The 24,423-nt window shown below is 40.3% G+C and carries 32 protein-coding genes; all 32 read left to right on the forward strand.

Annotated features, from left to right (window positions below; genetic code table 11):
* Window positions 1–315, forward strand: a 315-nt coding sequence (locus tag MKL62_RS00005; RefSeq protein WP_270899723.1) for a putative metallopeptidase, incomplete at its 5' end; no start/stop codon positions are given.
* Between the two features lie 58 nt (window positions 316–373).
* The gene (locus tag MKL62_RS00010) at window positions 374–931 is read left to right on the forward strand and encodes a DUF2280 domain-containing protein (RefSeq protein WP_270899724.1); all 558 of its coding nucleotides are present in this window, start codon (window positions 374–376) and stop codon (window positions 929–931) included.
* Window positions 915–2,231, forward strand: coding sequence for a phage terminase large subunit family protein (locus MKL62_RS00015; RefSeq protein ID WP_270899725.1), 1,317 nt, complete (start codon window positions 915–917; stop codon window positions 2,229–2,231). The genes MKL62_RS00010 and MKL62_RS00015 overlap by 17 nt, the downstream gene beginning before the upstream one ends.
* 39 nt (window positions 2,232–2,270) lie before the next feature.
* Window positions 2,271–3,614: a DUF4055 domain-containing protein gene (locus MKL62_RS00020; RefSeq protein ID WP_270899726.1), complete on the forward strand. Its 1,344-nt coding sequence runs from the start codon at window positions 2,271–2,273 to the stop codon at window positions 3,612–3,614.
* A gap of 9 nt (window positions 3,615–3,623) precedes the next feature.
* Window positions 3,624–4,730: a minor capsid protein gene (locus MKL62_RS00025; protein ID WP_109428727.1), complete on the forward strand. Its 1,107-nt coding sequence runs from the start codon at window positions 3,624–3,626 to the stop codon at window positions 4,728–4,730.
* A 9-nt stretch (window positions 4,731–4,739) separates the two neighbouring features.
* Window positions 4,740–5,168 (forward strand): hypothetical protein, encoded by a 429-nt coding sequence (locus MKL62_RS00030; RefSeq protein WP_050560297.1) that lies wholly within the window; start codon window positions 4,740–4,742, stop codon window positions 5,166–5,168.
* 98 nt (window positions 5,169–5,266) lie between these two features.
* The gene (locus MKL62_RS00035) at window positions 5,267–5,503 is read left to right on the forward strand and encodes a hypothetical protein (RefSeq protein ID WP_270899727.1); all 237 of its coding nucleotides are present in this window, start codon (window positions 5,267–5,269) and stop codon (window positions 5,501–5,503) included.
* A gap of 21 nt (window positions 5,504–5,524) precedes the next feature.
* Window positions 5,525–5,677, forward strand: coding sequence for a hypothetical protein (locus MKL62_RS00040; protein WP_001291451.1), 153 nt, complete (start codon window positions 5,525–5,527; stop codon window positions 5,675–5,677).
* A gap of 50 nt (window positions 5,678–5,727) precedes the next feature.
* Entirely contained in the window at window positions 5,728–6,042 is a 315-nt protein-coding gene (locus tag MKL62_RS00045) for a Gp49 family protein (protein ID WP_005124469.1), read from the forward strand.
* Between the two features lie 87 nt (window positions 6,043–6,129).
* Entirely contained in the window at window positions 6,130–6,921 is a 792-nt protein-coding gene (locus MKL62_RS00050; RefSeq protein ID WP_262118060.1) for a hypothetical protein, read from the forward strand.
* Between the two features lie 13 nt (window positions 6,922–6,934).
* Window positions 6,935–7,885 carry a major capsid protein gene (locus tag MKL62_RS00055; protein WP_270899728.1) on the forward strand — a complete coding sequence of 317 codons (951 nt, stop codon included), beginning with the start codon at window positions 6,935–6,937 and terminating at the stop codon, window positions 7,883–7,885.
* Window positions 7,886–7,929: 44 nt separating this feature from the next.
* On the forward strand, window positions 7,930–8,265 hold the full coding sequence (locus MKL62_RS00060; RefSeq protein ID WP_270899729.1) for a HeH/LEM domain-containing protein: 336 nt from the start codon (window positions 7,930–7,932) through the stop codon (window positions 8,263–8,265).
* A gap of 3 nt (window positions 8,266–8,268) precedes the next feature.
* Window positions 8,269–8,649, forward strand: a complete 381-nt coding sequence (locus tag MKL62_RS00065; RefSeq protein ID WP_264464120.1) for a hypothetical protein — start codon at window positions 8,269–8,271, stop codon at window positions 8,647–8,649.
* Window positions 8,649–9,017: a glutamate 5-kinase gene (locus tag MKL62_RS00070; RefSeq protein ID WP_270899730.1), complete on the forward strand. Its 369-nt coding sequence runs from the start codon at window positions 8,649–8,651 to the stop codon at window positions 9,015–9,017. Before MKL62_RS00065 ends, MKL62_RS00070 begins: the two co-directional genes overlap by 1 nt.
* Before the next feature lie 38 nt (window positions 9,018–9,055).
* A complete protein-coding gene (locus MKL62_RS00075; RefSeq protein WP_270899731.1) occupies window positions 9,056–9,730 on the forward strand; it encodes a hypothetical protein in 675 nt (224 codons plus the stop codon).
* A 46-nt stretch (window positions 9,731–9,776) separates the two neighbouring features.
* Window positions 9,777–10,190 (forward strand): hypothetical protein, encoded by a 414-nt coding sequence (locus MKL62_RS00080; protein ID WP_270899732.1) that lies wholly within the window; start codon window positions 9,777–9,779, stop codon window positions 10,188–10,190.
* The gene (locus tag MKL62_RS00085) at window positions 10,156–10,524 is read left to right on the forward strand and encodes a hypothetical protein (protein WP_004736755.1); all 369 of its coding nucleotides are present in this window, start codon (window positions 10,156–10,158) and stop codon (window positions 10,522–10,524) included. Before MKL62_RS00080 ends, MKL62_RS00085 begins: the two co-directional genes overlap by 35 nt.
* The gene (locus tag MKL62_RS00090; protein ID WP_270899733.1) at window positions 10,525–10,923 is read left to right on the forward strand and encodes a hypothetical protein; all 399 of its coding nucleotides are present in this window, start codon (window positions 10,525–10,527) and stop codon (window positions 10,921–10,923) included.
* Window position 10,924: 1 nt separating this feature from the next.
* The gene (locus MKL62_RS00095; protein ID WP_139844525.1) at window positions 10,925–11,137 is read left to right on the forward strand and encodes a hypothetical protein; all 213 of its coding nucleotides are present in this window, start codon (window positions 10,925–10,927) and stop codon (window positions 11,135–11,137) included.
* 107 nt (window positions 11,138–11,244) lie between these two features.
* Window positions 11,245–12,174, forward strand: a complete 930-nt coding sequence (locus MKL62_RS00100) for a phage tail tube protein (protein ID WP_270899734.1) — start codon at window positions 11,245–11,247, stop codon at window positions 12,172–12,174.
* A gap of 47 nt (window positions 12,175–12,221) precedes the next feature.
* Entirely contained in the window at window positions 12,222–12,755 is a 534-nt protein-coding gene (locus tag MKL62_RS00105; RefSeq protein ID WP_270899735.1) for a phage-derived protein YdaY family protein, read from the forward strand.
* A 328-nt stretch (window positions 12,756–13,083) separates the two neighbouring features.
* Window positions 13,084–13,266, forward strand: coding sequence for a type II toxin-antitoxin system HicA family toxin (locus tag MKL62_RS00110; protein WP_000838147.1), 183 nt, complete (start codon window positions 13,084–13,086; stop codon window positions 13,264–13,266).
* Between the two features lie 64 nt (window positions 13,267–13,330).
* Window positions 13,331–13,735, forward strand: coding sequence for a type II toxin-antitoxin system HicB family antitoxin (locus tag MKL62_RS00115; RefSeq protein WP_002053018.1), 405 nt, complete (start codon window positions 13,331–13,333; stop codon window positions 13,733–13,735).
* 98 nt (window positions 13,736–13,833) lie between these two features.
* Window positions 13,834–14,358 (forward strand): DUF4468 domain-containing protein, encoded by a 525-nt coding sequence (locus MKL62_RS00120; RefSeq protein WP_000734557.1) that lies wholly within the window; start codon window positions 13,834–13,836, stop codon window positions 14,356–14,358.
* Between the two features lie 61 nt (window positions 14,359–14,419).
* On the forward strand, window positions 14,420–18,595 hold the full coding sequence (locus MKL62_RS00125; protein WP_032003231.1) for a tape measure protein: 4,176 nt from the start codon (window positions 14,420–14,422) through the stop codon (window positions 18,593–18,595).
* A 75-nt stretch (window positions 18,596–18,670) separates the two neighbouring features.
* Window positions 18,671–19,006, forward strand: coding sequence for a hypothetical protein (locus MKL62_RS00130; RefSeq protein ID WP_030423710.1), 336 nt, complete (start codon window positions 18,671–18,673; stop codon window positions 19,004–19,006).
* Window positions 18,993–19,337, forward strand: coding sequence for a phage tail protein (locus MKL62_RS00135; protein ID WP_030423709.1), 345 nt, complete (start codon window positions 18,993–18,995; stop codon window positions 19,335–19,337). The genes MKL62_RS00130 and MKL62_RS00135 overlap by 14 nt, the downstream gene beginning before the upstream one ends.
* 52 nt (window positions 19,338–19,389) lie before the next feature.
* Window positions 19,390–20,550 carry a phage tail fiber protein gene (locus MKL62_RS00140; RefSeq protein ID WP_030423708.1) on the forward strand — a complete coding sequence of 387 codons (1,161 nt, stop codon included), beginning with the start codon at window positions 19,390–19,392 and terminating at the stop codon, window positions 20,548–20,550.
* On the forward strand, window positions 20,537–21,343 hold the full coding sequence (locus MKL62_RS00145) for a phage minor tail protein L (protein ID WP_030423707.1): 807 nt from the start codon (window positions 20,537–20,539) through the stop codon (window positions 21,341–21,343). Before MKL62_RS00140 ends, MKL62_RS00145 begins: the two co-directional genes overlap by 14 nt.
* Before the next feature lie 6 nt (window positions 21,344–21,349).
* A complete protein-coding gene (locus MKL62_RS00150; protein ID WP_030423706.1) occupies window positions 21,350–22,141 on the forward strand; it encodes a C40 family peptidase in 792 nt (263 codons plus the stop codon).
* Complete coding sequence (locus tag MKL62_RS00155; protein ID WP_004888406.1) at window positions 22,125–22,778, forward strand: tail assembly protein; 654 nt, start codon at window positions 22,125–22,127, stop codon at window positions 22,776–22,778. The genes MKL62_RS00150 and MKL62_RS00155 overlap by 17 nt, the downstream gene beginning before the upstream one ends.
* A gap of 56 nt (window positions 22,779–22,834) precedes the next feature.
* The coding region (locus MKL62_RS00160) for a TipJ family phage tail tip protein (protein ID WP_270899736.1) at window positions 22,835–24,423 on the forward strand (1,589 nt) is incomplete at its 3' end.

Here is a 24,423-nt window from a genome sequence, read left to right on the forward strand (position 1 = left end):
GTTCCAGTTTACTTAATCACAATCGATGCAAGCTTTTGTGAAAAGGCAAACGATAGCGAGTTCTGTGCTTTGCTTGAACATGAGCTTTATCACATCGGTGTAGAACGAGACTCGGACGGTGAAATTATTTACAGTGATCATACTGGCTTACCAAAGCACTATTTAGCCGGTCACGATGTGGAAGAGTTTATCGGTGTTGTAAAACGCTGGGGAGCAAATGACAGTGTTAAGAGGCTTATTGAAGTTGCTAAAAACCCGCCGTTTGTTTCTGATTTAGATATTTCGAAATGTTGTGGAAACTGCGTAATCAATTGAGCCATGAGGCTCTTTTTTTTGCCTATCTTCCTTGACGTACCTTGACGGATAGAGAGAAATGGCGACATTAAACAAAAAGCAGAAACTCTTTATTGTACAATCGCTTGCTGTATTTAATACCCCTCAAGAAACAGTAAGTCTCGTCAAGGAAGAATTTGACATTGAAGTTTCAAGACAACAGGTAGAGTCATACGACCCTACAAAGTTTGCTGGTAGAGACTTAAGTAAGGAACTCAAAGAAATTTTCGATAAAACACGGGAAGAGTATTTGAGTCAGCCACTAAATAAAATCAGTGGAGCAAATGACATTGTTCAGTTGAAGATTTTAAGTGATTTACTTTGGGCTAAAAAAAACAATGTGACCATGACAATTAAGATCGTGGATCAAATACAAAAGATCATGAAAGGGTTTTATGACAAGAAGGGGGAACAAAATAATAAAGGTGGTAATCCTGAAGCGAACCAAACCAAAGCTGAAGTAGAACTTGAGATTAAAAAGCTCGAACTTCAGAAGTTACAGCGTGAAGTGAATCCCCCTGAGTATCGTCCACCTGAAGAGGATTACAAGCTTGTGCTGAATCCTGATGAGGAGATACCAAATGAGACAATTCTTTAATCCTCCAGAAGGTTCAGTTCAGTTAACCCCTAAGCAAGCCAATATTTATTTATGGGGTTGGCAGAAAGATGCCCGATTCCGTGATGCTGTTTGTGGTCGACGTTTTGGTAAGACTTTCTTGGCCAAAGCGGAAATGCGAAGAGCAGCCAGACTTGCCGCAAAATGGAATGTTTCTGTCGAGGATGAGATCTGGTATGCAGCGCCTACATTTAAGCAAGCTAAACGGGTTTTCTGGAAGCGATTAAAACAGGCAATTCCAGCTTCTTGGCGTGCTGGAAAGCCGAATGAAACTGAATGTTCAATTACTTTAAGAAGTGGCCATATCATCCGAGTTGTAGGTCTAGATAACTATGATGATCTTCGTGGATCTGGTTTATTTTTCTTAATTATTGATGAATGGGCTGACTGTAAATGGGCTGCATGGGAGGAAGTACTTCGCCCGATGCTTTCTACTTGCAAATATATGGTGAATGGAGAGCAGCGAGTCGGTGGCCATGTTTTACGTATTGGAACACCTAAAGGCTTTAACCATTGTTATGACACATTCATGGATGGTCAGCCCGGTCATGAACCAGATTGTAAAAGCTTTTCCTATACATCCCTTCAGGGTGGAAATATTCCTGAGTCTGAAATCATTGTTGCTAAGCGCAAAATGGATCCTAAGACTTTTAGTCAGGAATATGAAGCAAGCTTTGAGAGCTATCAGGGTGTTATCTACTACTGTTTTAACCGGTTACTGAACGCATCAATTGAAACAGTTAAGCCAAATGATGTGCTTCATATTGGGATGGACTTTAACGTTACCAAGATGGCTGCTGTTGTGTATGTACGCCGTGGTGAACATATGCATGCGGTCGATGAGTTCGTAAATCTGTTCGATACTCCGGCAATGATTGAGGCTATCCAAGAACGATATCCTGACCATGAGGTTGCAGTTTATCCCGATGCTTCTGGTGAGAACCGGAAGTCGAGCAATGCTAGTGAAACGGATCTGGCGCTACTTAGAAAGGCTGGTTTTAAAGTTCATGTGAACAGTAGAAACCCAGCAGTTAAAGATCGCATTAATTCAATGAACGGGATGCTCTGCAATACATTATCTGAGCGCAGATTATTCGTAAATGTAGATAAATGTCCTCACTTTGCTAAATGCCTAGAGAGACAAATCTATGATGATTATGGACAGCCGGATAAGAGTGCCGGTTTTGACCATATGAATGATGCTGGTACATATCCAATCGCTTATTTATTCCCGATCGACAAAAAATCTGTTGGAGTTCGTAAGATTCGCGGGATGTCTTAAACAACGCACCTTTACAGGTGCTTTTTTATTGGTGTTTTTATGGCAGTTACTGATAAACATCCGCAGTATATTGCTGCACAAAAAAGCTGGGAGATTATGCGGGACGCCGTTGCTGGTGAAGAGCAGATCAAACAGGCACAAACAAAGTACTTGGCTAAATCGGCTGGCATGATTGAGGCTGAAAAGCAGGGAGATACAGCTGGAGAGATTTATAAGGCCTATCTAAGTCGAGCTCAGTATCCGCTATGGGTTCAGGACGCATTACGCACGATGATTGGTTTAGTTTCAAAGCTGGAACCTAACATCGTAATTGAAAGTTCTCTGTTAAAGGGTTTGATAGAGAATGCAACCAATGATGGTTTTGGGCTTAAACAGCTCTTTATTCGCATTTGTTCAGAGTTGTTAGAGTTTGGGCGCTGTGGGCTGCTTGTTGATGTTGATGCTAAAGGAGTGCCATATTTCGCCTTATATGATGCGTTATCTATTATCAACTGGAAGGAAAACAGTATCGGTGGTCGAAAGGATTTAAAACTGTTAGTGCTCGAGGAGCAATTTGATAATAGTGAAGATGAATTCGGGCACGAAACTAAAACGGTTCACCGCGTTCTATCTATGGATGATGGAGCATTAGCGGTCCGATTGTTCGATGGTTCAAATGTGGAGGATAAAACTCCCGATCTCGGCGGTAATCTGCTTTCTTTTACGCCATTCGTTTTTTGTGGTACCACTGACAATTCGCCAGATGTTGGAACGGTCCCGCTTTTGACAATGGCTAAAGCTGCTTTGAAGTATTACCAGCTTAGTGCGGACTATTTTCAGTCACTTCACCATACAGCGCACCCTCAACCATGGATTAACGGTATTGATGATGAAGATCCCGATCTTAGCGTTACAGGTGTAATGGCTGTCTGGAGCCTGCCCAAAGATTCGCAATGTGGTTATTTGGAAATTTCAGGTAACGGCATTGAACTCACTAAAAAGGAAATGGATGCGCAAAAAAATTCAGCATTAGAAGCTGGGGCTAAAGTAGTTGATACCAATACACAGGAATCAGGTGAAGCGCGCCGTGCACGGCAAGACGATCAGCAAGCAAGTCTTCACAGTATCGTGATGTGTGCAGCTGCAGCAATTGAACAAGCCATTAAGTATGCAGCGCAGTGGTTAAAGCTGGATTCGACAAAATATTCATTTACGGTTGAACCTGAGTTTATTGTGCAGGTCACGGATATTAATCTTGCAAAACAGCTTTATGAGGGTGCTATTTCAGGGAAAAACTCTTTCCGCACATATTGGGAATACCTGATGACAGGTAAATTACCAGCTCACGACTATCAGGAAGAAGTGAAGCGGGTAGAAATAGAGCGAGATAACACTCCTTTGTAGAGGTGATGTATGGCTTCAAAAGAAGATAAATCATTGATTGAAGTACTTACCCAACATCAGGCGTACTTATATCGGGTATCTTCTCAATCTGTTAATGAGCTACTAAAAATCTTTAATGATGAGTCAATATTAATGTTGGCAAAGCTTCGGGATTTGCTTGATGAATTAAATGATTCTGAAAAGATGGCTCTAGCAAGTGGACAGTACACAACGTCAAATCTGAAGGAAGTTCGTGATCTGATTGCTCAGTGGTTTACTGCAATAAACACTGCATTACCTGAAGCTTTCGCTGTTTCTGCTACTGCCTTGGCTGTTTATGAAGCCAATTACATGGCGAAGCTATATGGCGGCAAGATCAAAAAACCAAATGGTGAAAAGCTATATGCAGCAGCTAAAAAAATACCATTGGTAGGTGGGGCTCTTGTTGATGATCTGCTATCAAGAATTGCTGAAAATGCCCGCCAAAAGGTTGAGTATGCAATTCGGGATGGCATTAACTCAGGTAAAACAAATCAGGAAATAGTTCAGCGTATTCGTGGTACCAAACGGCTTAATTATGAGGATGGGCTTTTAAGCGGCTCAAAGTCTGATATTGACCGTACGGTGAGAACAGTTCGCAGTCATGTTGCCAATCAAGCATATTTAGACACTTTCAATAAAATCGGTTTTGAGTATGTACGTTTTGTCAGTGTCTTAGATGGTAGAACAACGAAATTATGTGCTTCTTTGGACGGATCTGTTTGGGAAGTGAATGACCCAGCAAAGCGGGTACCGCCGTTGCATCCAAATTGCCGCAGTATTCTGGTGCCCGTAGAGAAAGACGGGAAATTAGTTGGTGAACGGCCATTTGTCATGGACGAACGTCGAGTTAAAGACATTCCAAAAGATGAGCGGAGCCAATTAATAGGGCAGCTAGATGCCAACACTACATTTAAAGAGTTCTTCAAAAAGACAGATGACTTCTTCCAAAAAGAATGGTTAGGACCAAAGCGTTACAAACTTTTCAAAGAAGGAAAGTTTGATTTTGAAAAGTTCTTTGATCCTGAAGGCCGTTTATATAGCTTAGATGAGTTAAGAAAGTTGGATGAAAAAACCTTTAAAGAGTTGGGTCTGTAATTTTTTCTTATGTTATATTTTTTAAAACATCAGAATTTATACAATATGAAAACAATAGCTTTTGTATGCCTAACTCTAATTTCCATCACTTGTTTAGCTGAACCAAGTCAAAAATATCTTAAAGAATATGATCGATTGTCTGAAGCTTTGGAGTCAGCAATGTCAAATGCATATTCTTTTGATCCTACAACTGGTCAAGTAAAACAGGCTACTCAAGATTTAGAAGCTAAAAATAATTTATGTAGAGCTGCCCAAGCGAAACTAAACCTCACCACGTTTTTAAAAGACAATTTAGAGGAATCTAAAGAGCTTTATAAATCTATTGATGGTGCAGAGACTCTAGATAAAAATTATCTTAGTGGACAACAGCAGGAACAACAAACTCTCGTTTCAAATTTGAAAAAAGACCTTGTTGGAACTGGATTTAACTGTGAGTAATTATCGCCGATGACAGGCAATCCTAAATTCACTTTAGACACAATTTTCACCTATAAAAGCGCCCAAACAGCGCTTTTGTCATTTATGGAGTTTGGCTTATGAGTGAATCAAAAGTTAGGCATTTAGTACTTAAAAGAGTTTCAGATAAATCTTCTCATCTTGCTCTTTGTGACGAGGAAACAGGTATTCCATTAGGTGGATTAACCTCTGTAAAAATGAATTGTAGTGTTTTTGAGGGTCCAGCGACTATCACGGCAACATTTGATGTGGGTGGTCCTCAAGGCATCCGCTTAGTTGGTGATGAACCTAGATCAGAGGTTTGGAATAAAAAGTAAACGTAGCTAAAGGTACTACAAATGTCTGAAAAGCAAATCAATATGTCAGATGCTCAATATATTCTGAGCACAAAATTAATTCTGGTGCCTTTTCTTCAAATTAAGATTTCAAGAGCCATGGCAATTTATGGTTTTACTTTTGAAAGATTAAAAGCGATTGCACTCATCAATTAGAACTTAATTTTTAACCTTAGCACCTTCGGGTGCTTTTTTGTGAGAAGAAAATGATCAAAGAAGTAACAGAGCAAGAGTTAACTGAAAAGTCTGTGGCACCCCGAGTAACTAAAGCGCAAATTGATTCATTGATGGAGCGTGTTACATATACGGTTGAGCAACGCCCCGGTGGCACGACATCTACTTTTGTCCATGCATTTTTAGATGGAAAGTTTTTTCTAGCTACGGGTTTTAGTGCATGTGTGAATGCAGAAAACTTTGATGCTGAAATTGGGGAGCGCATGGCTCGTGGAAATGCAGAAAAGTCAGCCGAGAATAAACTTTGGGAGCTAGAAGGCTACCGTTTATTTGCAACAAATATTTAAGTTTTTAATCGAAATTAAGCGTCCTAAAGGGCGCTTTTTTATTGCCTTGAGATAAGGCTTTACCCCAATCAAACGAGAGGTTTGAACATGTCATTGCCATTTATTGTTGATTCACTTGACGCAATCAAAGAAGAGCACCGTGCTCTATATGTTGAGGAAAACGGGAAGTTTCGCCTTGATTTGGAAGGTTATGAAGATCCAAAAGGTTTGAAATCTGCACTTCAAAGCGAGCGAGATGCTGCTAAGAATGCAAAATTGGAACTTCAAAAGCTTCAGAAACAATTTGAAGGGATTGATCCTGAAATTGTTAAAAAAGTCTTTGCTCAAATTGACCAGGATGAAGAGGCCAAATTAATCGCGGAAGGCAAGGTTAACGAAGTGATTCAGAAGCGTACCGAGAAGATGCGTGAAGAACATGAAAAGTTACTGAAGGCTGAAAAAGAACGTGCTGATAAAGCCGAAGCTTATGCACAAAAGTTCAAGCAATCAGTGATTCAGAGCCAAATTGTACAGGCTGCTATTGAACTTGAAGCATTGCCTGAAGCTACTGCCGATATTGCCTTTTTAGCTCAGTCAAAATTTGCATTAGATGAAAACGGTAAAGCTGTGGCGGTTGATGAAAACGGGGAGGTAGTCATTGGTAAAGATGGTCAGACACCGATGACTCCAAAAGAGTGGGTGGAGTCTCTACGCGAGCAAAAACCGTATTACTGGCCTAAGCCTAATGGCATGGGCGCACCTGGTAGCAACAATTCAAAAGGTCAGCCAGACATTCTCAAAGCAGATGGCTCGGTAAATATGACCAAATTGGCGCAATTACGAAATGAAAATCCGCAACTAGCTAAAGAGCTAGCGGCAAAACACGGTATTAAACTTTAAGGAGTAAAGCCTAATGGCTGAGACAAAAATTGCTGATGTAATCGTACCCGAGTTATTCACTCCGTACGTATTAAATAAAACTGCCGAAAAGTCTGCTTTATGGCAGTCAGGCATTGTTGGGGAGCTTGATGAAAAAGTTGCTTTTGGTACAGAAGGCGGTACCACAGTAAATATTCCTTTCTGGAATGATTTAAGCGGTGAGTCTGAAGTACTTTCAGATGGTAAAGCTCTTGGGGTTAATAACATCACTGCTGGTAAAGATATTGCGATTTTGCATGCCCGTGGTAAGGCATGGGGTGCAAATGATTTATCTAAAGCATTATCTGGTGATGACCCATTGGGTGCGATTGCTGATCTTGTAGCAGATTACTGGGCTCGTGAATTTCAGGGGTTTACCGTAAATACACTTAAAGGTGTATTTGGGTCTGCAAGCATGGCAGGTAATACCCATGACATTTCGGCTGGTACTGGAGCAGCAGCCGTAATTGATGGTCATTCATTTATCGATGCATCTTATAAACTGGGTGATGCTGTTGATAAATTAACAGCGATTTCAATGCACTCATTCACAATGGCAGCACTAGCCAAGCAAGGTTTAATTGAAACCGTGCGTGATGCTGATGGTGTGGTGCTTTATAAAACTTTTATGGATCGCCGTGTGATTGTAGATGACGGCATGCCAGTTGAAGGCGACGTATTTACTTCTTATTTGTTTGGCCAAGGTGCGATTGGTTTCCAAGATATTGGCGCACCAGTAGGTGTAGAGACTGACCGTGACAGTTTAGCGGGTACTGACATTCTTATTAACCGCCGTCACTTTGTGCTACATCCTCGCGGCATTAAGTGGGCAGGTGCAACAGGTATCGCACCTAATAATGCCGGTCTTGCTACAGCTGATAACTGGCAACGTGTCTACGATCCTAAACAGATCCGTATTGTGGCATTCAAGCACAAGATCAAATAACAAAAAGGCGGGTAACACCGCCTTATTTTTTTGGAGATCCACATATGGGACTTTCATCATTTAACCGTGCACGGGAAAGACAACAAATGACAGAAACAAAAATTGCTGAGCTCGAAGAACAACTGGCAACTTTGAAAGGTGAATTCATTGCCTTCCAAAATGATACCGAAGCAATGAAAGCACGTATTGCTGAACTTGAATCAAGTGATGGTGGCCAAACACCTGAAGATGACCAAAAACCAAGTGATACTCAACCACAACCAATTAACTATGCTGGTCTAAAAGTAGATGAGCTTCGAGCTGTACTAACTGAAAAAGGCATTGCATTTGAACCAGGCGCTAAAAAAGATGAACTTTTAGCATTAATTCCAAAGGAATAATCCATGGGCTTTATCACTGAACAAGAAGCGATAGAACATGTTGAAGGCTTTGATGCTTTATCTGCCAGTGATAAGGCTCAATACCTTCAGATGTCAGAAGCTTATCTATTAGCACGTAACGTTAAGCCTTATGAAGATGCTACCCAAGTACCTGAACCTTTAAAAACGGCCTCTTATCAAATCATCAAGGGCATTATGAAAGGTGATCTATATCAAGGACAGGAACAGGCACTAAAACGTAAGAAAGTCAAAGCAGATACGGTTGAGACCGAAAAGGAATATCAGGACGGATCAGTAAAGCTTAGTGCAATCGAGCAATTCATTCTTGATTTGATTAAGCCTTACAGCAAACGAAAAGCTGTATTTTTTGTTAGGAAAATCTAATGGGCTTACGTGACGAAATTCAAGCAGATATTGCTGAAGCATTTAATGAAGACCTCGCTGACGCCGTTCATTCTTTTACTTGTGACCGCGTAGTTAGTACCAATTGGAACCCTAAAACAAACACCTCTGAAAACGTTATTGAGCATTATGAGGGACGTGGCATTCTGTTTGGCTCATACAATCAATATGAAATACAAACTCTCGGAGTACTGGCCACAGATAAAAAGGCTACAGTGCTGCAGAATGAAGTGTCCATGACACCTAAAATTGATGATGAATGGTTAACAGCTTTAGGCTCATTCCGCATTATTCATATCCAGCAGGATCCAGCCTCTACTATTTGGAAATGTCAGTTGAGGAAGATTTGATTACTTGGTCTAATATCCTTCTAAATTAGGGGGGGTATATGGCTAAGAAAAAACTAAATGCGAAAATAAAAAATGTTTGTTTTTGGACTTTTGCTGGAATTTTCTGGTATTTGGTTGTTAGTTATTTTTTATTAAGTGATTATCCAATACAAAACTATCCTTTTAATCATAAAAAAGCATATGAAGTTTTAAAAGATGCTTTAACACTAGCGGCTACCTTTCTTGCTCCTGTTGCTGCTTTTGTTCTTTTTAGTGATTGGCGAGAACAACATGTAGCTGTGAAAAATGAGAAATTGAGTGAGGAGATATTAAGAATAGTAACTACTGATTTTCTATCATTTTATAACCTTAACCCCAGATTAAAAGCAGATGTAGAAAAGTTTAATGAACAGCAAATGCAATTCCATAGAGATGTAGCAAATCTCTTCTTAAAGGTAGATGAAATTGATGCAGTAGATGATCAAGCTATAAGTTTTAAAGAAAACATTAAGAAGTTAGATAATGATTTTTTGGGTTTATATCTGAGTTTATTTAAACAAATTGAAATTGTAATTGAATATGATGCAATTGCTGAATTTTTAGATACAGAATCACTCTCTAGAAAAGAAGAATTAAAAACTGATTTGGATAAATTCGCAAAAGAAAATGAAATCCACTATACGAGAATTATGGAAGTATTTAGAAAACTTAAACCGTTACAAGTTTCATCATGATTCCCACTTCGGTGGGTTTTTTTATGGGCGCAATTTAGGAGTCTAGATGATAAGTACAGATTATGTACCAGAGTGGTATATCTCACCATTCCAACATGTGCAGTACACGCTTACTAGAAATCAAATACATATGGATTTGTTATTTGAAGATATGGGCAAAGCTGATCAATTTTTAGATATGGGGGCAGATGCTCAGGTTAGTTCTTATTCAGACGGCGCTTATGCAATTGTCCAAATTGGTGATACAGCGGATAAGGACCAAATACAAGTTTATGGATTGCTTTTACATGAGGCTGTTCATATCTGGCAAATAGTAAAACGGCGAATGGGTGAGCGCGAGCCGAGTGTAGAGTTTGAAGCGTATTCGATTCAAGCGATCGCTCAAGACCTTTTTGAAATGTTCGAAGCAAGTGAGGTTAAAAAACATGGGGTGGAAGGGAGCAAGGCCGAGCAGCTTTAGTTTTGAAGTTGAGAAACAGGCAGATGAGCATGTAAAAAAAATCACCATGGATACAGTGCAATCACTCGTTGTTTCAAGTCCTGTCGATACAGGTGCTTATCGAGCTTCACATATTGTTTCTATTGGATCTGGTGATTACGGTGTGCGAGAGCCTTCTACTAATGCATTGCAAGATGCCGCGATTCAAGCTGTGAAATTTAAACTTGGTAGTTTGATCTATATTCAAAACAACCAGCCCTATGCTGAGCGCTTAGAGAATGGTTGGTCCGATCAAGCTCCGTTGGGTATCTACAGCACAACGTTTACTTACATTACTCAAAAGTATGGTGGCTAAATGGCAATGACTTTAGAGGAAGCTAGGCAAGCAATAGTCGACCGTATGATGGCCTTTGCAGGAATTTCTCAAGAAAGAATCCATTATCCAAATGCACCAGGCTTCTTGGCACCGGCAAAGGGCTTATGGTGCCGATTAACCATTAAGTGGGGTCCAAGTTTCATTGCTGGATTAGCCGATACACCCTGTACTCGACGTACTGGGAATATCTTGATTCAATGCTTTGCAAGACCAGACACGGGAGACCAGGCAATAACTATTCTAAGTGTTGAATTACTTTCACATTTTGAATATTTCAGGATTGGGCATTTAGAATGCTTTCAAGGTCAAACGATAGATGCTGGTAAAGATGCTGACTTTCTGCAGTACAATGTGACAATTGGATTTACGGTGAATTGATATGTCTTACATGCTGACGCTAGAAGAAATTGAAATTAAAAAACAAGAACTTGAACGTCACTTAGCAGATGTAATGGCTAAGGAGCTAAGTAAATGGCAGTTGTCTAATAAATTATGTATTTCTGATGTAAAAATTCGCCTCGCTAATGTTAATAGCATAAATGGACCAAATTTAAATATTGTTACTGGAGTAGGTGTTGATTTGGATGATTGATATTAAGTTTTAAAGAAGTTACCGCCTGAGGGCGGTTTTTTTACGTCCCTAATTTTATAGCCACCTTCGGGTGGCTTTTTTTATGCCTAACGTCGGAGTATATAGATATGTCGAGTGGTGCACGTCAGATAACACAAATCGCGAAGGAAACCACTGTTGGTACCACACCATCACCCTTCGTACGTACGACCTTTGAATTTACTGAAAATGGCCTTGATGCGACAGTAACAAAGGAAGACTCTAACTCAATCACAAGTGGCCGTATTGCACGTTCATCAATGATTACCGGTGCAGAGTATGCCGGTGAATTAAAATGTGAAGCGAAGTACAGTTCATTAGTTCAAGACTTAATGGCTGCAGCTGCTTTTAATAATTGGTCGTCAAATGTATTAACTTTTGGTGGCTCACTTCGTCAAACATTTTCTGTTTTACGTGGCTTTGAAGATGTTAATGACTACCATGTTTTCCGTGGGTGTCATGTAAACACTTTTGGAATTGATATTCCTGAAGCTGGCTTAATTACAATGACTTTCGGCCTTATGGCTCTTGGTCGTACAAACTTTTCTTCAGCACCGGCTGGAACAATTACAGCGGCAGATAACAATCCTAAAATGTCGAATGTCTCTGTAGGTGACATTTTAATTGACGGCGTTTCTCAAGCTGGGATTTCATGCTTGACCGCTTTTACATTTAATTGGGATAACACAATGCAGCTACAACGCTGTTTAGGTGGTGGTATTGATGCTCGTGCAATCCTAGAAATGCTTGCAACAGGTACAGGTTCATTTACCGCAGCTTGGTCACGCAATACATCCGATATGTATGAAAAGCAATTCACTAACAAAACGATTTCATTAAAAGTTCCAATCACTGATACAGATGGGAATAAATATGAAATTTTTATTCCTAAAGCTGAAATTACAGCTCCATTACCTAGTGGTGGTAATTCAGATCTTTTAAATGCTTCATTCGAATATAAAGTCGTAGAAGTAGCACCAACAATTACTCGTACACCAGCAGCAGTTCCTGCGCCTTAAATATTAATCTGATAGCAGCCTTAGGGCTGCTTTTTTTGGAGTTTAAAATGGCTTTAAAAGTAAGCATTCAGACCAGTAAAACAGTTAGCAAATGGCGGGAGTATGTTGATGGCGATGGCAATGTTTTAGCTGAATTTAAGATACGAGGTATCGCATATAAACCATATCAAGTAGCTCTTGAACGAGCAAATAACCAAATCACATCTAAAGGTTATGACGTAAGTAAAGCTAGTAAAGATGACAAGCTCTATCATGAATTGCTTCTTGAAGCTGCAGCCTGCCATTTAATTGAGGACTGGAAAGGCGTAGTTTTTGAAGAAGTAACCGAAAACCAAGAATTGATTGTGTATGAACCAGAATATTCGCAGGAAAATGCAATTAAATTGTTGAATCTAGGTGATCTTGGCGTAGCAATCTGGTTGTTTGTGAGACAAGAAGCTGAAGATATCCAGAAAGAAGCTGATTCATATAAGGATGAAGTCGTGGGAAAGTCCTCCAACTCTACAACTGGTGCAAGTTCAACTCAGAAGAAGAAGCGAGCGACTACAACGCGAAGCAGACAGCGATCGCAAAAGCCTTAAATCTTCAAAATGCTAATGTCATAGAGAAACCCGAGTATTCATATACATCAAATGCGATTCTCTCAGCATATAACGTTATTTCGCGATCTAGACGATATGAGCAGGGTATTCCGCTTTCTTTGGATATTTCTGCCATCTCTGCATACTGTGAGCACTATGAATTGCCAGTAGATAGAGACATCTTTAATGATTGTATTTTTGCAATTGATAATCTCTTTCTAGATGAGTCACATAAAAAAACGAACAATTCTAAAAAATAACTCTAGAGGTATTTACTAAAAATAACTCTGGGGTTATAATTGCACCATCAAGTTAATAAGGGGACGGTGTGAAAAGTCTGGATTTAATCAAAATGATTGAAGCAGACGGTTGGTATGAGGTTAGGGTTTCAGGAAGTCATCATCACTTCAAACACCCAACCAAAAAGGGATTAGTTACTATCCCGCATCCTAAAAAGGATTTACCAAGCGGAACTGTTAAAAGCATTTTGAAGCAAGCGGGTCTAAAGTGACCCGCTTCAATCAGACTCATATAGTCCTATTTCGCAGTACGATTTTGTACATGAGGTGAGTGCAATGTTGTATCCAATTGCTATTGAGAGAGGTACAGACACCGAGGCCTTTGGTGTCACCGTTCCAGATATTCCAGGATGTTTTAGCGCAGGCGATACATTAGAGGAAGCCATCGAGAACGTTAAAGAGGCAATTTCTGGCCACTTAGAAATCCTTGCTGAAGATGGAGAAGAAATTCCATTAGCATCTGACTTAGCAAAATTTGTAGATGATCCAGATTATAAAGGCATGATCTGGGCTGTTACTGAGGTGGATGTTAGTCGTTATCTTGGTAAGCCTGAAAAAATCAACGTAACTTTACCTAGCCGTTTAATTCGCAAGATTGATGATAATGTAGGTAAAGATAAAAGATTTAAAACTCGTTCTGCTTTTTTGGCCGCTGGTGCTGAAAAACTTTTACATGCATAGCCTGATTTAAAAGACCACCTTCGGGTGGTCTTGCTTTATGTGACATTTAGTAACCAGTTTGTTAAAGTTAGTACACTTTATAACAAACGGTGAAATTCATGAAAAAATTATTGGCAACTGGATTATTGAGTTTGGGATTAGTTGGGTGTGCTACTACCCCTCAGCAACCATCAGAACCTGTAAAGTTTGAAAAGGTTTATCAAATAGATGGATTAAAGCAAGGCCAAATTTATGATGGCGCACGTCAATGGTTTGCAACAGCTTTTCGCTCAGCAAATGCAGTAATTCAGTACGAAGATAAGACTACGGGTTCAATTATTGGCAAAGGTAATATGCCATACCGTTGTTCTGGGTTTGCTGATTGTATGACTGTTACTGCTGGTGATCGAGTAGATTTCACAGTGCGCGTAGATACAAAAGATGGGAAAATGAAAGTAAGTTACGATAATCTTACTCACTATAAACCAGCACAGGTAATTAGCGGAGTTCGCTATAGTGAAACCAATCGTACTATTACCGAAAATTATCCATCAGCTAAAATAATTATGGATGAATTAAATAAATCATCTGATCAAATGGCTGAAAAGATCAAAACTCAACAAAAAGTTAATGCTGATTGGTAAAGCAACTTTATTCACAAACCCACTCATTGAGTGGGTTTTTTATTGCCTAGAGGAAAGTAAGATGGCACAAGAATCTCGTTTAGTAATTGTCATAGATTCAAAAAATGCTGAACGTAATGCGCGTAATCTAGGCAATGAATTAGATAGCATTGAGCGCAAGGGAGACTTTGCAAGTAAATCAATGGATAGTTTGTCTGTGGCAACGCGCCAACTTGCTGGCTACATGGCTGGATTGGTTACTGTAAGTGCTGCCATTAATAATATGGACACTTATACGGGCCTTCAGAACCGTCTTAAGTTAGTGACTAACAACCAAGTTGAGCTAAATAAGGCTACTGAGGACACTTTCCGAATTGCTCAAAAGACATATTCAGCTTGGGATTCTGTATTGCAGGTGTATCAACGTTTTAGTGATAATGCAAAAACACTTAATCTCACAATGGATGACACTGCTCGTTTAACTGAAACAGTGTCTAAAGCTGTTGCTATCAGTGGGGCGAGTGCATCAGCAGCTGATGCTGCTTTAGTTCAGTTTGGACAAGCATTAGCAAGTGGAACCTTGCGTGGTGAAGAACTTAACTCTGTAATGGAGCAAACCCCTGCATTAGCAAAAGCAATTGCTCAGGGTATGGGAATCACCGTAGGCGAATTGCGTTCAGTTGCGGCTGAAGGGAAAATTACATCTCAAGAGATTGTAAAAGCACTCCGAAATGTAGAAAAAGATGTTGATGCACTCTTTGCAAAAACCGATATCACTATTGGACAGTCTTTGACGCTGCTCAACAACGAGATTACTAAATTTGTTGGGGAGTCAGGAAAGGGCTCAGGTGCAGCACAAGTTTTAGCGGACAACATTCAGACTTTAGCCGGAAACCTAGATGTTTTAACTTCTGCAATGATGGTTGGTGGTGCTTATTGGCTTGGAACCTACATTCCTGCAATTTATGCCTCAGGTGTTGCTGTAGCTGCAAAAACGAAGGAATTAGCTGCTCAAACCGTAACGCAGTATGCTGCAATTCAGGCCGAGCGCGCTGCTGCTGCTCAACAAGTAATTAGCACTCAAGCCGTTGTTGCAAATACTCAAGCAACTTTAGCTGCTATTGCGGCTGAGAAAGCTCTAGAAGTACAGCGCCTTAAATCTCAAATTACTGAAAAAGGCAGAACAGCGACATTAACTCGTATGGCTGAGTTAAAGAAAATTGAGGCTCAAGTTACTAGAGAGTTGGCAGTAGCGGAAGGTGCACTGGCAACAGCACAAGCTAGATCGGCAGCGGCAGGTGCGGCTAGTGTAGGGATAGGATCACGGCTTTTAGGTTTACTTGGTGGTCCAGTTGGTATTGGGATTACAGTAGCAAGTTTAGCAGCTGGATATCTTTTGATGCGAGACAACACAGCTGAAGCTAATAAAAAGCTTGAAGAACAGGCTCGAGTTGCAGAAAAGACAGACGAAGCATTAAAGAAATTAGCTGGCAATGATAAAACAAAGGCAGTTGATGATTTAACGGCAGCATTCAATGCCCAAAATGAAGCTTTGAGTAAGTCATCTCTTGCTGTAGGAGCTGCATTAATTGATATAGAAAACTATGCTCGTGGCAACAGGGAAGTAGAAAATATTTCCCAAGAAGCACGCAAAGGAACTATTAGTTATGCAGAAGCTATCGAGCGTTTAAATAAAATTAAGTTGCCTACAGAACTATATGAAAATCTTAAAAAGCAAGCTGCCCAATATGATCAAAATTCAGTTAAAGCAGCTCAATCTGCTGACAAGTTAAAAATCTTCGGTGTTGAAGTAACTTTAACCGGTAATAAAGCCCAGAATGCAGCAGCTCAGCATCAACAGCAAGCGGATGCTTTGGGGAATACTGCTAGTGAGGCTGAAAAGGCAACAAAGGCTTTACAAGATTATCAAGCCAAGCAAAAAGATAGCGTTATTGACTCAATCTATAAATCAGGATGGCTTGATAAAGGTTACACCGTTGCTCAAGCTAATGCCATTTTAGAACTGCAAAAAGCTAAAGGAATGAGTGCGATTTTGTCTAAAGATGAAATTGATAGCGCACTTAGAAATCTCAAGATCATCGAAGAACAACAGGAGCGAGAAGATAAATTAACTGAAGCTAAAAGAAAGCAAACCAAAGAGTCTGCCAAACAAGCTGTTCTACTTGCAGGGAATAATGAGCGAGTGAGAAATATGCTTCGTGTATATCAGGCTTTCCGTAATGCTGGATTGGGAGATAAGCAAGCACGAGTAATGACAGCTCAAGTTGGGCGCGAGAATGATTTTAGAAATGAGGCAATGTTTGGTAGCCATAAGGATGAAAATAATGGTTATACAAATACTGGATTTATTTCTTGGCAAAAGACTCGCTCAACTAAACTCATGCAGTCCTTACAGGGACAAGGTGTTTTAGATAAAAATGGAAAAATCCAGCAAACCCAAGATGCTTTAGATGCGCAAGCTAAGTTTTTATTGCAAGAGGTTATGACTAATAAAAGTTATAGCAAATCTAAAGCCGCTCTTCTTAATGATGATTTAGACTATCGAAGTTTAGAAAAAATCGTGGGGAAAAATTTTATCGGGTGGGATTATGAAGGGAAAAAGCTTGGCAAAGATAAAGCTTCACAGCATTTAGCCAAACAAGACTCTTACTATAATCAGCTTAGTAAAATTTTAGGAGATAACCCCGAAGCAGCCTCAAAAGCAATCGGCGATCTTTCGAAGTTCGAAGATGAAGCATATAAGGCACGCGCTAAAACTCTTGAGGAAGTTAAACAGCTACAGGCAACATATGACTCAGAAACAGTTGCTAGAAGCAAAAGACGAGAGGAGGAAATCAACAAAGCAACCATTTTAGGTCAATCAAATTTAATCCCAAAAATTAATGAGCGTTTTGATGCTGAAGATAAATTAGCTCAAAAACAATTTGATTTTGAAGTAAATGGTTATAAGTGGACTGAAGAACAAAAGCTTGATTACACATATGAAACCAATTCATTACGTCTGGTTGCTGAGGGGAAATTAACAGAAGAACAGCGCAAAATTGCGATTGATTCGTTTAAGTTACAGCAGCAACAAGAATTAGGTTTACTAAAACTTGCTCAAGAGCAACGTCTTTTTCAGGCTAAACAAGCTCTACTGACAGAAACCCAAGCCATGCAGGAACGTTACAGACTCGAACGGGAGGAAATTCTTAAGAATACCAAGCTTTCTATAGAAGAGCGGCAAAAGCTAATCGCATTATCTAAAGCCAATCAGGATAAAGAGACACGCGATAAAGTGAATAATGCTGTTCAAAACTGGGATGGTATTCAGGCGAGTATCACTGGTAATAGTGGACAATTCGCTTTAGAACAGGAGCGCTTTAGCCGTTATGATGCTTCTCAAAAAGTATTTGATAGCCAGCTTGCTGATATTGAAACTCAGGAACAAGATCCAAATGCAAATATGGTAGCTCTAAATGCACAACGTGAACAAATCATGAAGGAACACTTTGAGCGTTTGAAATTGATTGAATCTACTTATCAAAATGATTCAATGAATCTCCAGTTGGGTTATGGAGCTAGTGTCACAGGGGCATTGGCTGGCATGTTTAAAAATATGCTTGGTGAGTCATCAAGTGCATACCGCATTCTTTATGAAAGTCAGCGGGCATTCGCATTGGCGCAGGCTGGAATGAACATGTGGAAAGCTGCTTCAGATGCTTACGCAAATGAGCCAGGTACTTGGTACCAAAAAGCGGCAGCAGCAGCGATCGCGACAATTAAATCAGGTACATTTGTATCTCTCATCCAAGCTGCAACCCCGCAAGGATTTGCGGATGGCGGTTATACCGGTAATGGTCTTAAACACACTCCAGCAGGGATTGTGCATAAAGGCGAAGTCGTATGGTCGCAAGAAGATATCAAACGCTGGGGTGGTGTTAGCGTTGTTGAAAGCATGCGTCAAAGTAAACCAAGTGGTTATGCAAATGGAGGTTATGTTTCTAATAATACTAGTGAAGCTATAGCAACCCGACGGGAGGCACGACAATTTGATGCGATTAATTCTGGAAGAATTGAGAAGTCTCAACCCACGGTGACCATTATCAATCAAACTTCGGAAAAAGTGGATGCTACCTCTGAATGGGATGGTAAGGAGTTAACAGTTATCTTAAAAGAGTATCAGAGACAAAATGAGGCAATGGTGGATGCAAAGATTGAAAAACGATTCCGAATGTCCAAACGACAGGGGTGGTAAAGAAATCACATTGCTACCATCATAAATTAGCTTGAACCCACTCGAACGAGTGGGTTTTTTAATGGGAGTACAACAGTGAAAAAGTATCTTATGACTTTTCTGCTTGCTTTATTGATAACTGCAGTTTTTTACATAAGTTTAAGTTTGATTAAGTCTAATCATATTGAATATGCAACTGGTTTCGTCTTTGGGTTGTCGTTCACACTCATTTTTCAAAAACAATCTAAGAGTTCTAAAGTTGCTGACTTAATAGGCAAACAAGTAAAAGAATGGGCAGTTCGTGAAAGTAGGCGTGGGGGGTTATTTGCTCCAGATCAAAATACGCAGGATCTAGAAAGTTGCAAAAAACGTTTTAAAGACAGATCAGAAACTATGAAAATTGATTGGCCAAAAAATCATGAGCAACCTTAAATTCACTTTCAAGTGCGACTTAGATGGCAATACTAATACGCAGCGCTTTAATACGTTATCAAGCAAATTTGGCGATGGTTATGAACAGAATACTTCGATTGGTATTAATAACCGATCTGGTGAATGGACATATCAAAGAACGGCTTATAAAGCTGAAATTATGCAAATCAAAGCATTCTTCGATCAGCACAAGGGTGCGGATTCTTTCCTTTGGGATTCACCACTAGACGGTGAAGTTCGAGTTAAAACAAGTCCTGAATATCAACCGCGCCAAATTGGCGGTGATGTATGGCAAATCTCAACGACGTTCACCCAAGTTTTTTACCCTTAATTTAAACACCTTTAAAGCCCCTTTTTAGGGGCTTTTTTATGCGAGTAAGAAAATGACGATTCAAACAGTAAATCTTGGCACTGCCCCAACGGGTGCTGGCGGCGACACATTTCGCTCAACTGGCGCAAAAATGAATGAAAACTTTACCAACTGGTCACATGCGGCAAGTCGATATGTAGGGCAAGCTGGTGGAAATCTGATGGAAGTTGGAACCTTCGGTTTTGGTGGTGAAGGAAGAGCTTATGTAAATATCTCAACTTTGGGGAATATTAGAGATGCTGTTCAAAGACAGTCTCAAATTTTTCGGGCTGACACTGGAAGTTTATTTCCCCCATATTCTCCATCTTTGTACATGAGAACTGCTGATACTAACGTTGCTGTTTGTTTTCAATATAATCAAGGCAATATTGAAGTTGCAACTTGGACCGACGCCGCAACTGACTTCAACGCTAGATATAGTATTCGTACGACAGCTAATACTACAGTTGATGCAAACGGATTTATTAAAGCAGCTTCACCAGTAGTTAAATTATTTGCCGATAAAATCGAACCTAACGATGAAGCAGCCGAACAACCACTTTCATTTGAGAAACTAGACATTGGGCATTATCTAGTAAAAGGGTCATCTGGTTTTGCTAAAGAAGGCTGGTGGATTGAAATTCCTACCGACACTCATGGCAATAAGATTTGTGCAGTTGAATATCAGACCTTGGAAAATGGTGATCTTGAAATTAAGACATTCAAGAAAAAGCTAAATGATGAAGGCGATATTGTTGCGAATCTCGATGCACCAATCGATATTCCGAACAATGCAAATGGTGAGCCGCGATGGATCGACATTCGTTTAAACAGTATTAAAAAGACAATCGTCAGAAAAATTCCACGTACTGAAAAACAACCGCGTATGGTCCAGCAAGTAAAATATGCACCGCAATTGACCTATATCACTAAATACGAAGATTTATTTGATGATGAAGGAAAAGCTGTAATTGTGGATGGCAAGAATTATAAAAAGCCAGTAACTCACATTCAAACTGATCAAAACGGTACGCCTATTTTGTCGAATCAACCAGTCATTAATGAAAATGGTGAGCCAGTTTTTGAATGGGCTCAAGCAGTTGATAGTGAAGGAAATCCTGTTTTTGATGATGTGCCAGTTCTTGATAAGGATGGAAATCAGATTTATGACGAGGTAACCCATGAGTCTGAATAGTGATTTTCAGAAGCTGTATGTCGATGGGTTAATTCACTTGTATGAACTAGATGCCAGCAGCTTAGGTGCTGGCATTTTACGTTTTCATGGCCATATAGCTTTTCAAGATTGGGAAAAAATCTACACATCAATAGGTTCCGAAGGGTTGATCGGTGCAGATTCAGGAAGCATTGGTAAGGTTTTTGACACTGGTGGTCAGAAAGTATGGAACCGCAATATTATTTGGCAGGGACAAATTTTTGAGCCAATGGCACTTGATGTGTCTGGTCTTGAAATGCGTAGTGATGGTAAAGCTTCAGCACCAACTTTAAGCATGGCCAACAATATCAACGGCATTCAAAATGCTGTGTCTGCTTACTGTTTGCAGTTTAAAGACTTTGCTGGTGCAAAACTTAAAGTCATTACCACCCTTGCTAAATACCTTGATGCTGAAAACTTCACAGAAGGCAATCCAACTGCTTCGAATGAAGCTAAAGAACAAATCTGGTACATCGAGCAAAAGACATCTGAAAATGCACAACAAGTGACTTTCGAGCTGTCCAATCCAATCGATTTTGAGGGTTTAAAAATCCCAGTTCGCCAAATAACTTCACTTTGTCATTGGTGCATGGTCGGGAAGTACCGGGGCGAGGAATGTGGTTACACAGGTGTAGCAATGTTCACTGATAAAGATGAGCCAACTGATAATCCGGCACTTGATCGATGCGGAGGACGTTTACGTTCTTGCCGATTGCGATTTGGTGAAAATAAACCGTTGCCGTTTGGTGGGTTCCCGGCTTCAAGCTTATTGTGAGGTTTTATGAAACTTACTGCAAAACTTAAAAAAGCAATCATGGCCCATGCAGAAAAATGTTATCCGGAAGAATGTTGCGGGCTAATTGTAGGTGGTAAATATTTACCATGCACTAATATTGCCCCAACAGTTTATGATCAAAATGGCATTATTAAACAGGATAAAACAACTAATTTTGAAATTGATCCTGAAGATCTCGTGTCTGCAGAAAATCAGGGTGAAATTCAAGCTTATGTTCATTCGCATCCAGATGGCACTACCAGAGCTACTGATTTGGATCGTATCCAAATTGAACTACATAAAACGCCATGGGTCATTTGCTCCTATCCAGATCTGGATTTTCAAGTTTATGAACCTTGTGGTTATTGCGCCCCCTTAGTGGGGCGTAATTATATTCATCATTATCAGGACTGTTATGCACTAGTCCGTGACTTTTATGACCGCGAACTAGGTATTAAATTGCCAGACTTTGAACGAAAAGATGGCTGGTGGGAAGACAAAGATCATCCGTCAATTTTGATTGATAACTTTCCGAAAGCTGGTTTCTATGAAGTGGACACTCCGCAATATGGAGATATGTTGATTTGCCGAGTACCACGAACAGAACACCCAAATCATTGCATCATTTGGCTTGGTGATAATGCAATGCTGAAGTCCGAAGATACCGAACCTTGTATTGGCAATACATTAATTTTGCATCAGCTTCACGGCCGTAAATCTATACGTGAAATCTATGGACCGCAATGGTCAACCAGAACGGTAAAAATCTTGAGGCATAGAGATGTTAAAAACAATTAAGTTGTACGGCATCTTGGGGCAAAAGTTCGGTCGTGAATTTAAGCTCGATGTTGCCAATACGCGCGAAGCTATGCGGGCTTTATCTGTTCAGATCGCTGGCTTTGAACACTTTATGTTGCATGCACATGAGCAGGGCCTACGCTTTGCCGTGTTTTTAAAAATAAAGAACTCAAGTAATAAGCGAGGCAAGAAACGCCCAGCAATTTACGATCATGAAACTAAGCGCCTAATCACTGGTGACAATATCGGTGAAGAACAGCTTGATATGAATACTGAAGCAGACACTATTCATATCGTCCCGCGTGTAATGGGGGCTGGTGGCAATAATGGGATTTTGCAACTTGTACTTGGTGCGATTCTGATAGCTGCTTCATTTATACCAGGTATTGGTCAGGCTGCTCAGGTTGCATTGATAGGTGCAGGTGCTGGCATGGCTATGGGAGGGGTTGCATCAATGCTCATGCCAAAAATTGATAATACTCAAGACCAAAACCAAGACGGCAACCGTGCCAACAAAGGCTTTGGCGGTGCAGTAACTACAGTTGCACAAGGTAATCCTGTTCCAATTCTTTATGGTCAACGGGAAATCGGCGGCTTCATTATCAGTGCTGGTCAATATCCTGAAGATCAGATGTAAATTTTAATTATTTAACAGGCGCTTTCTAGCGCCTTTTTTATTGCGTGAGATTTCTTATGAATGCAGTAGTAGGCGCAAAAAAGGGCAGCAATAAACAACGGCAACCTGTCATTTCACCAGATTCTGCTCAATCGAAAACCTTTATCAAGGTTCTATATGGTTTAGCTGAAGGCGAGATTGAAGGTTTAGCTAATGGGCTTCAGTCAATTTATTTAGAAGAAACTCCACTTCAGAATGCAGATGGAAGCCTTAACTTTGAAAATGTAAAAGTTGATTTTAGAAATGGTACTAATGATCAGGAATACATTGAGGGTTTTCCTGCAGTAGAAAGTGAAACTGCCATCGATGTGGAGTTAAAGTCTGAAACGCCATGGGTTCGAGCTTTTAGTAATCTTGATCTTGATGCTGTTCGTTTGCGCTTAAAGTGGGGTCCTTTGCGTACTCAGAATGCTACAAATGGTGATGTATCAGGCGTAACGATCGAATACGCAATCGATTTACAGACAGATGGAGGTGTCTGGACTGAAGTACTAAAAACCAAGATTTCAGATAAAACCTCTGCAAATTACGAGCGAGCACACCGCATTGATTTACCTCGAGCTGACTCAGGTTGGCTAATTCGAGTTCGCAGACTTACTCCGAACTCAACTTCAGAGTATGTCAGTGACAAGATGTATATTGAAGCAGTGACTGAAGTCATTGATGCGAAATTACGTTACCCAAACACAGCATTATTGGGCCTTCAATACGATGCTGAGACTTTTGGAAACGTTGCTAAAGTTGCTGCAGATACAAAGGGAAGAATTCTAAAGGTTCCTACTAACTACAATCCAGCTACACGACAATATGTCGGGATGTGGGACGGTACTTTCAAAGAAGCCTATTCTAATAACCCGGCATGGATCTATTACGATATATGCACAGTAGACCGTTATGCTTTGGGTGACCGCTTAACCCCGCTAATGGTTGATAAGTGGTCTTTATATCGTTTAGCACAATACTGTGACCAAATGGTGCCGGATGGGTTGGGTGGTCAAGAACCACGCTTTACTTGTAACGTTTATCTTCAGAGTGCCGAAGGTGCCTTTGAAATTTTAACTAAGTTAGCAGGTGTATTCCGTGCCATCACATTTTGGGATGGCAATAGCATTATTTGTGATGCGGATATTCCCCAAGATACTTATTACACTTATACACGTGCCAATGTCATTGATGGTAATTTTGAGTACGCGGGAACCCGTGCTCGAGACAGGCACAATGTTGTAAAAATTGCATGGGACAACCCAGCCAATCACTATAAGACTGAATATGAATTTGTCCGCGATGAAAAGGCGATTGCTGAGGCCGGCCAAGTTCGTATTTTAGAAATAGAAGCTTGGGGATGTACCTCACGAGGGCAAGCGCAGCGAGCAGGTTGGTGGGCATTAAAGTCTGAACAGTTAGAAACCAGAACTGTTAGTTTTAAAGTTGGTTTGGATGGCCATATTCCGCAGCCGGGAAGAGTTATTGATATTGCAGATCCATTGTTTGCTGGACGGGCAAACGGAGGGCGTGTATCTAAAATATCAGCAGATCGTAAAAGCATTACGCTAGATCGTGACGACGTTGTGGCAGTTGCTGGTGACCGATTGATTATTAATGGCGA

Origin of the sequence: Acinetobacter sp. AOR01_HL, from assembly GCF_027855455.1 — a bacterium.
Classification (GTDB): Bacteria; Pseudomonadota; Gammaproteobacteria; order Pseudomonadales; family Moraxellaceae; genus Acinetobacter; species Acinetobacter baumannii.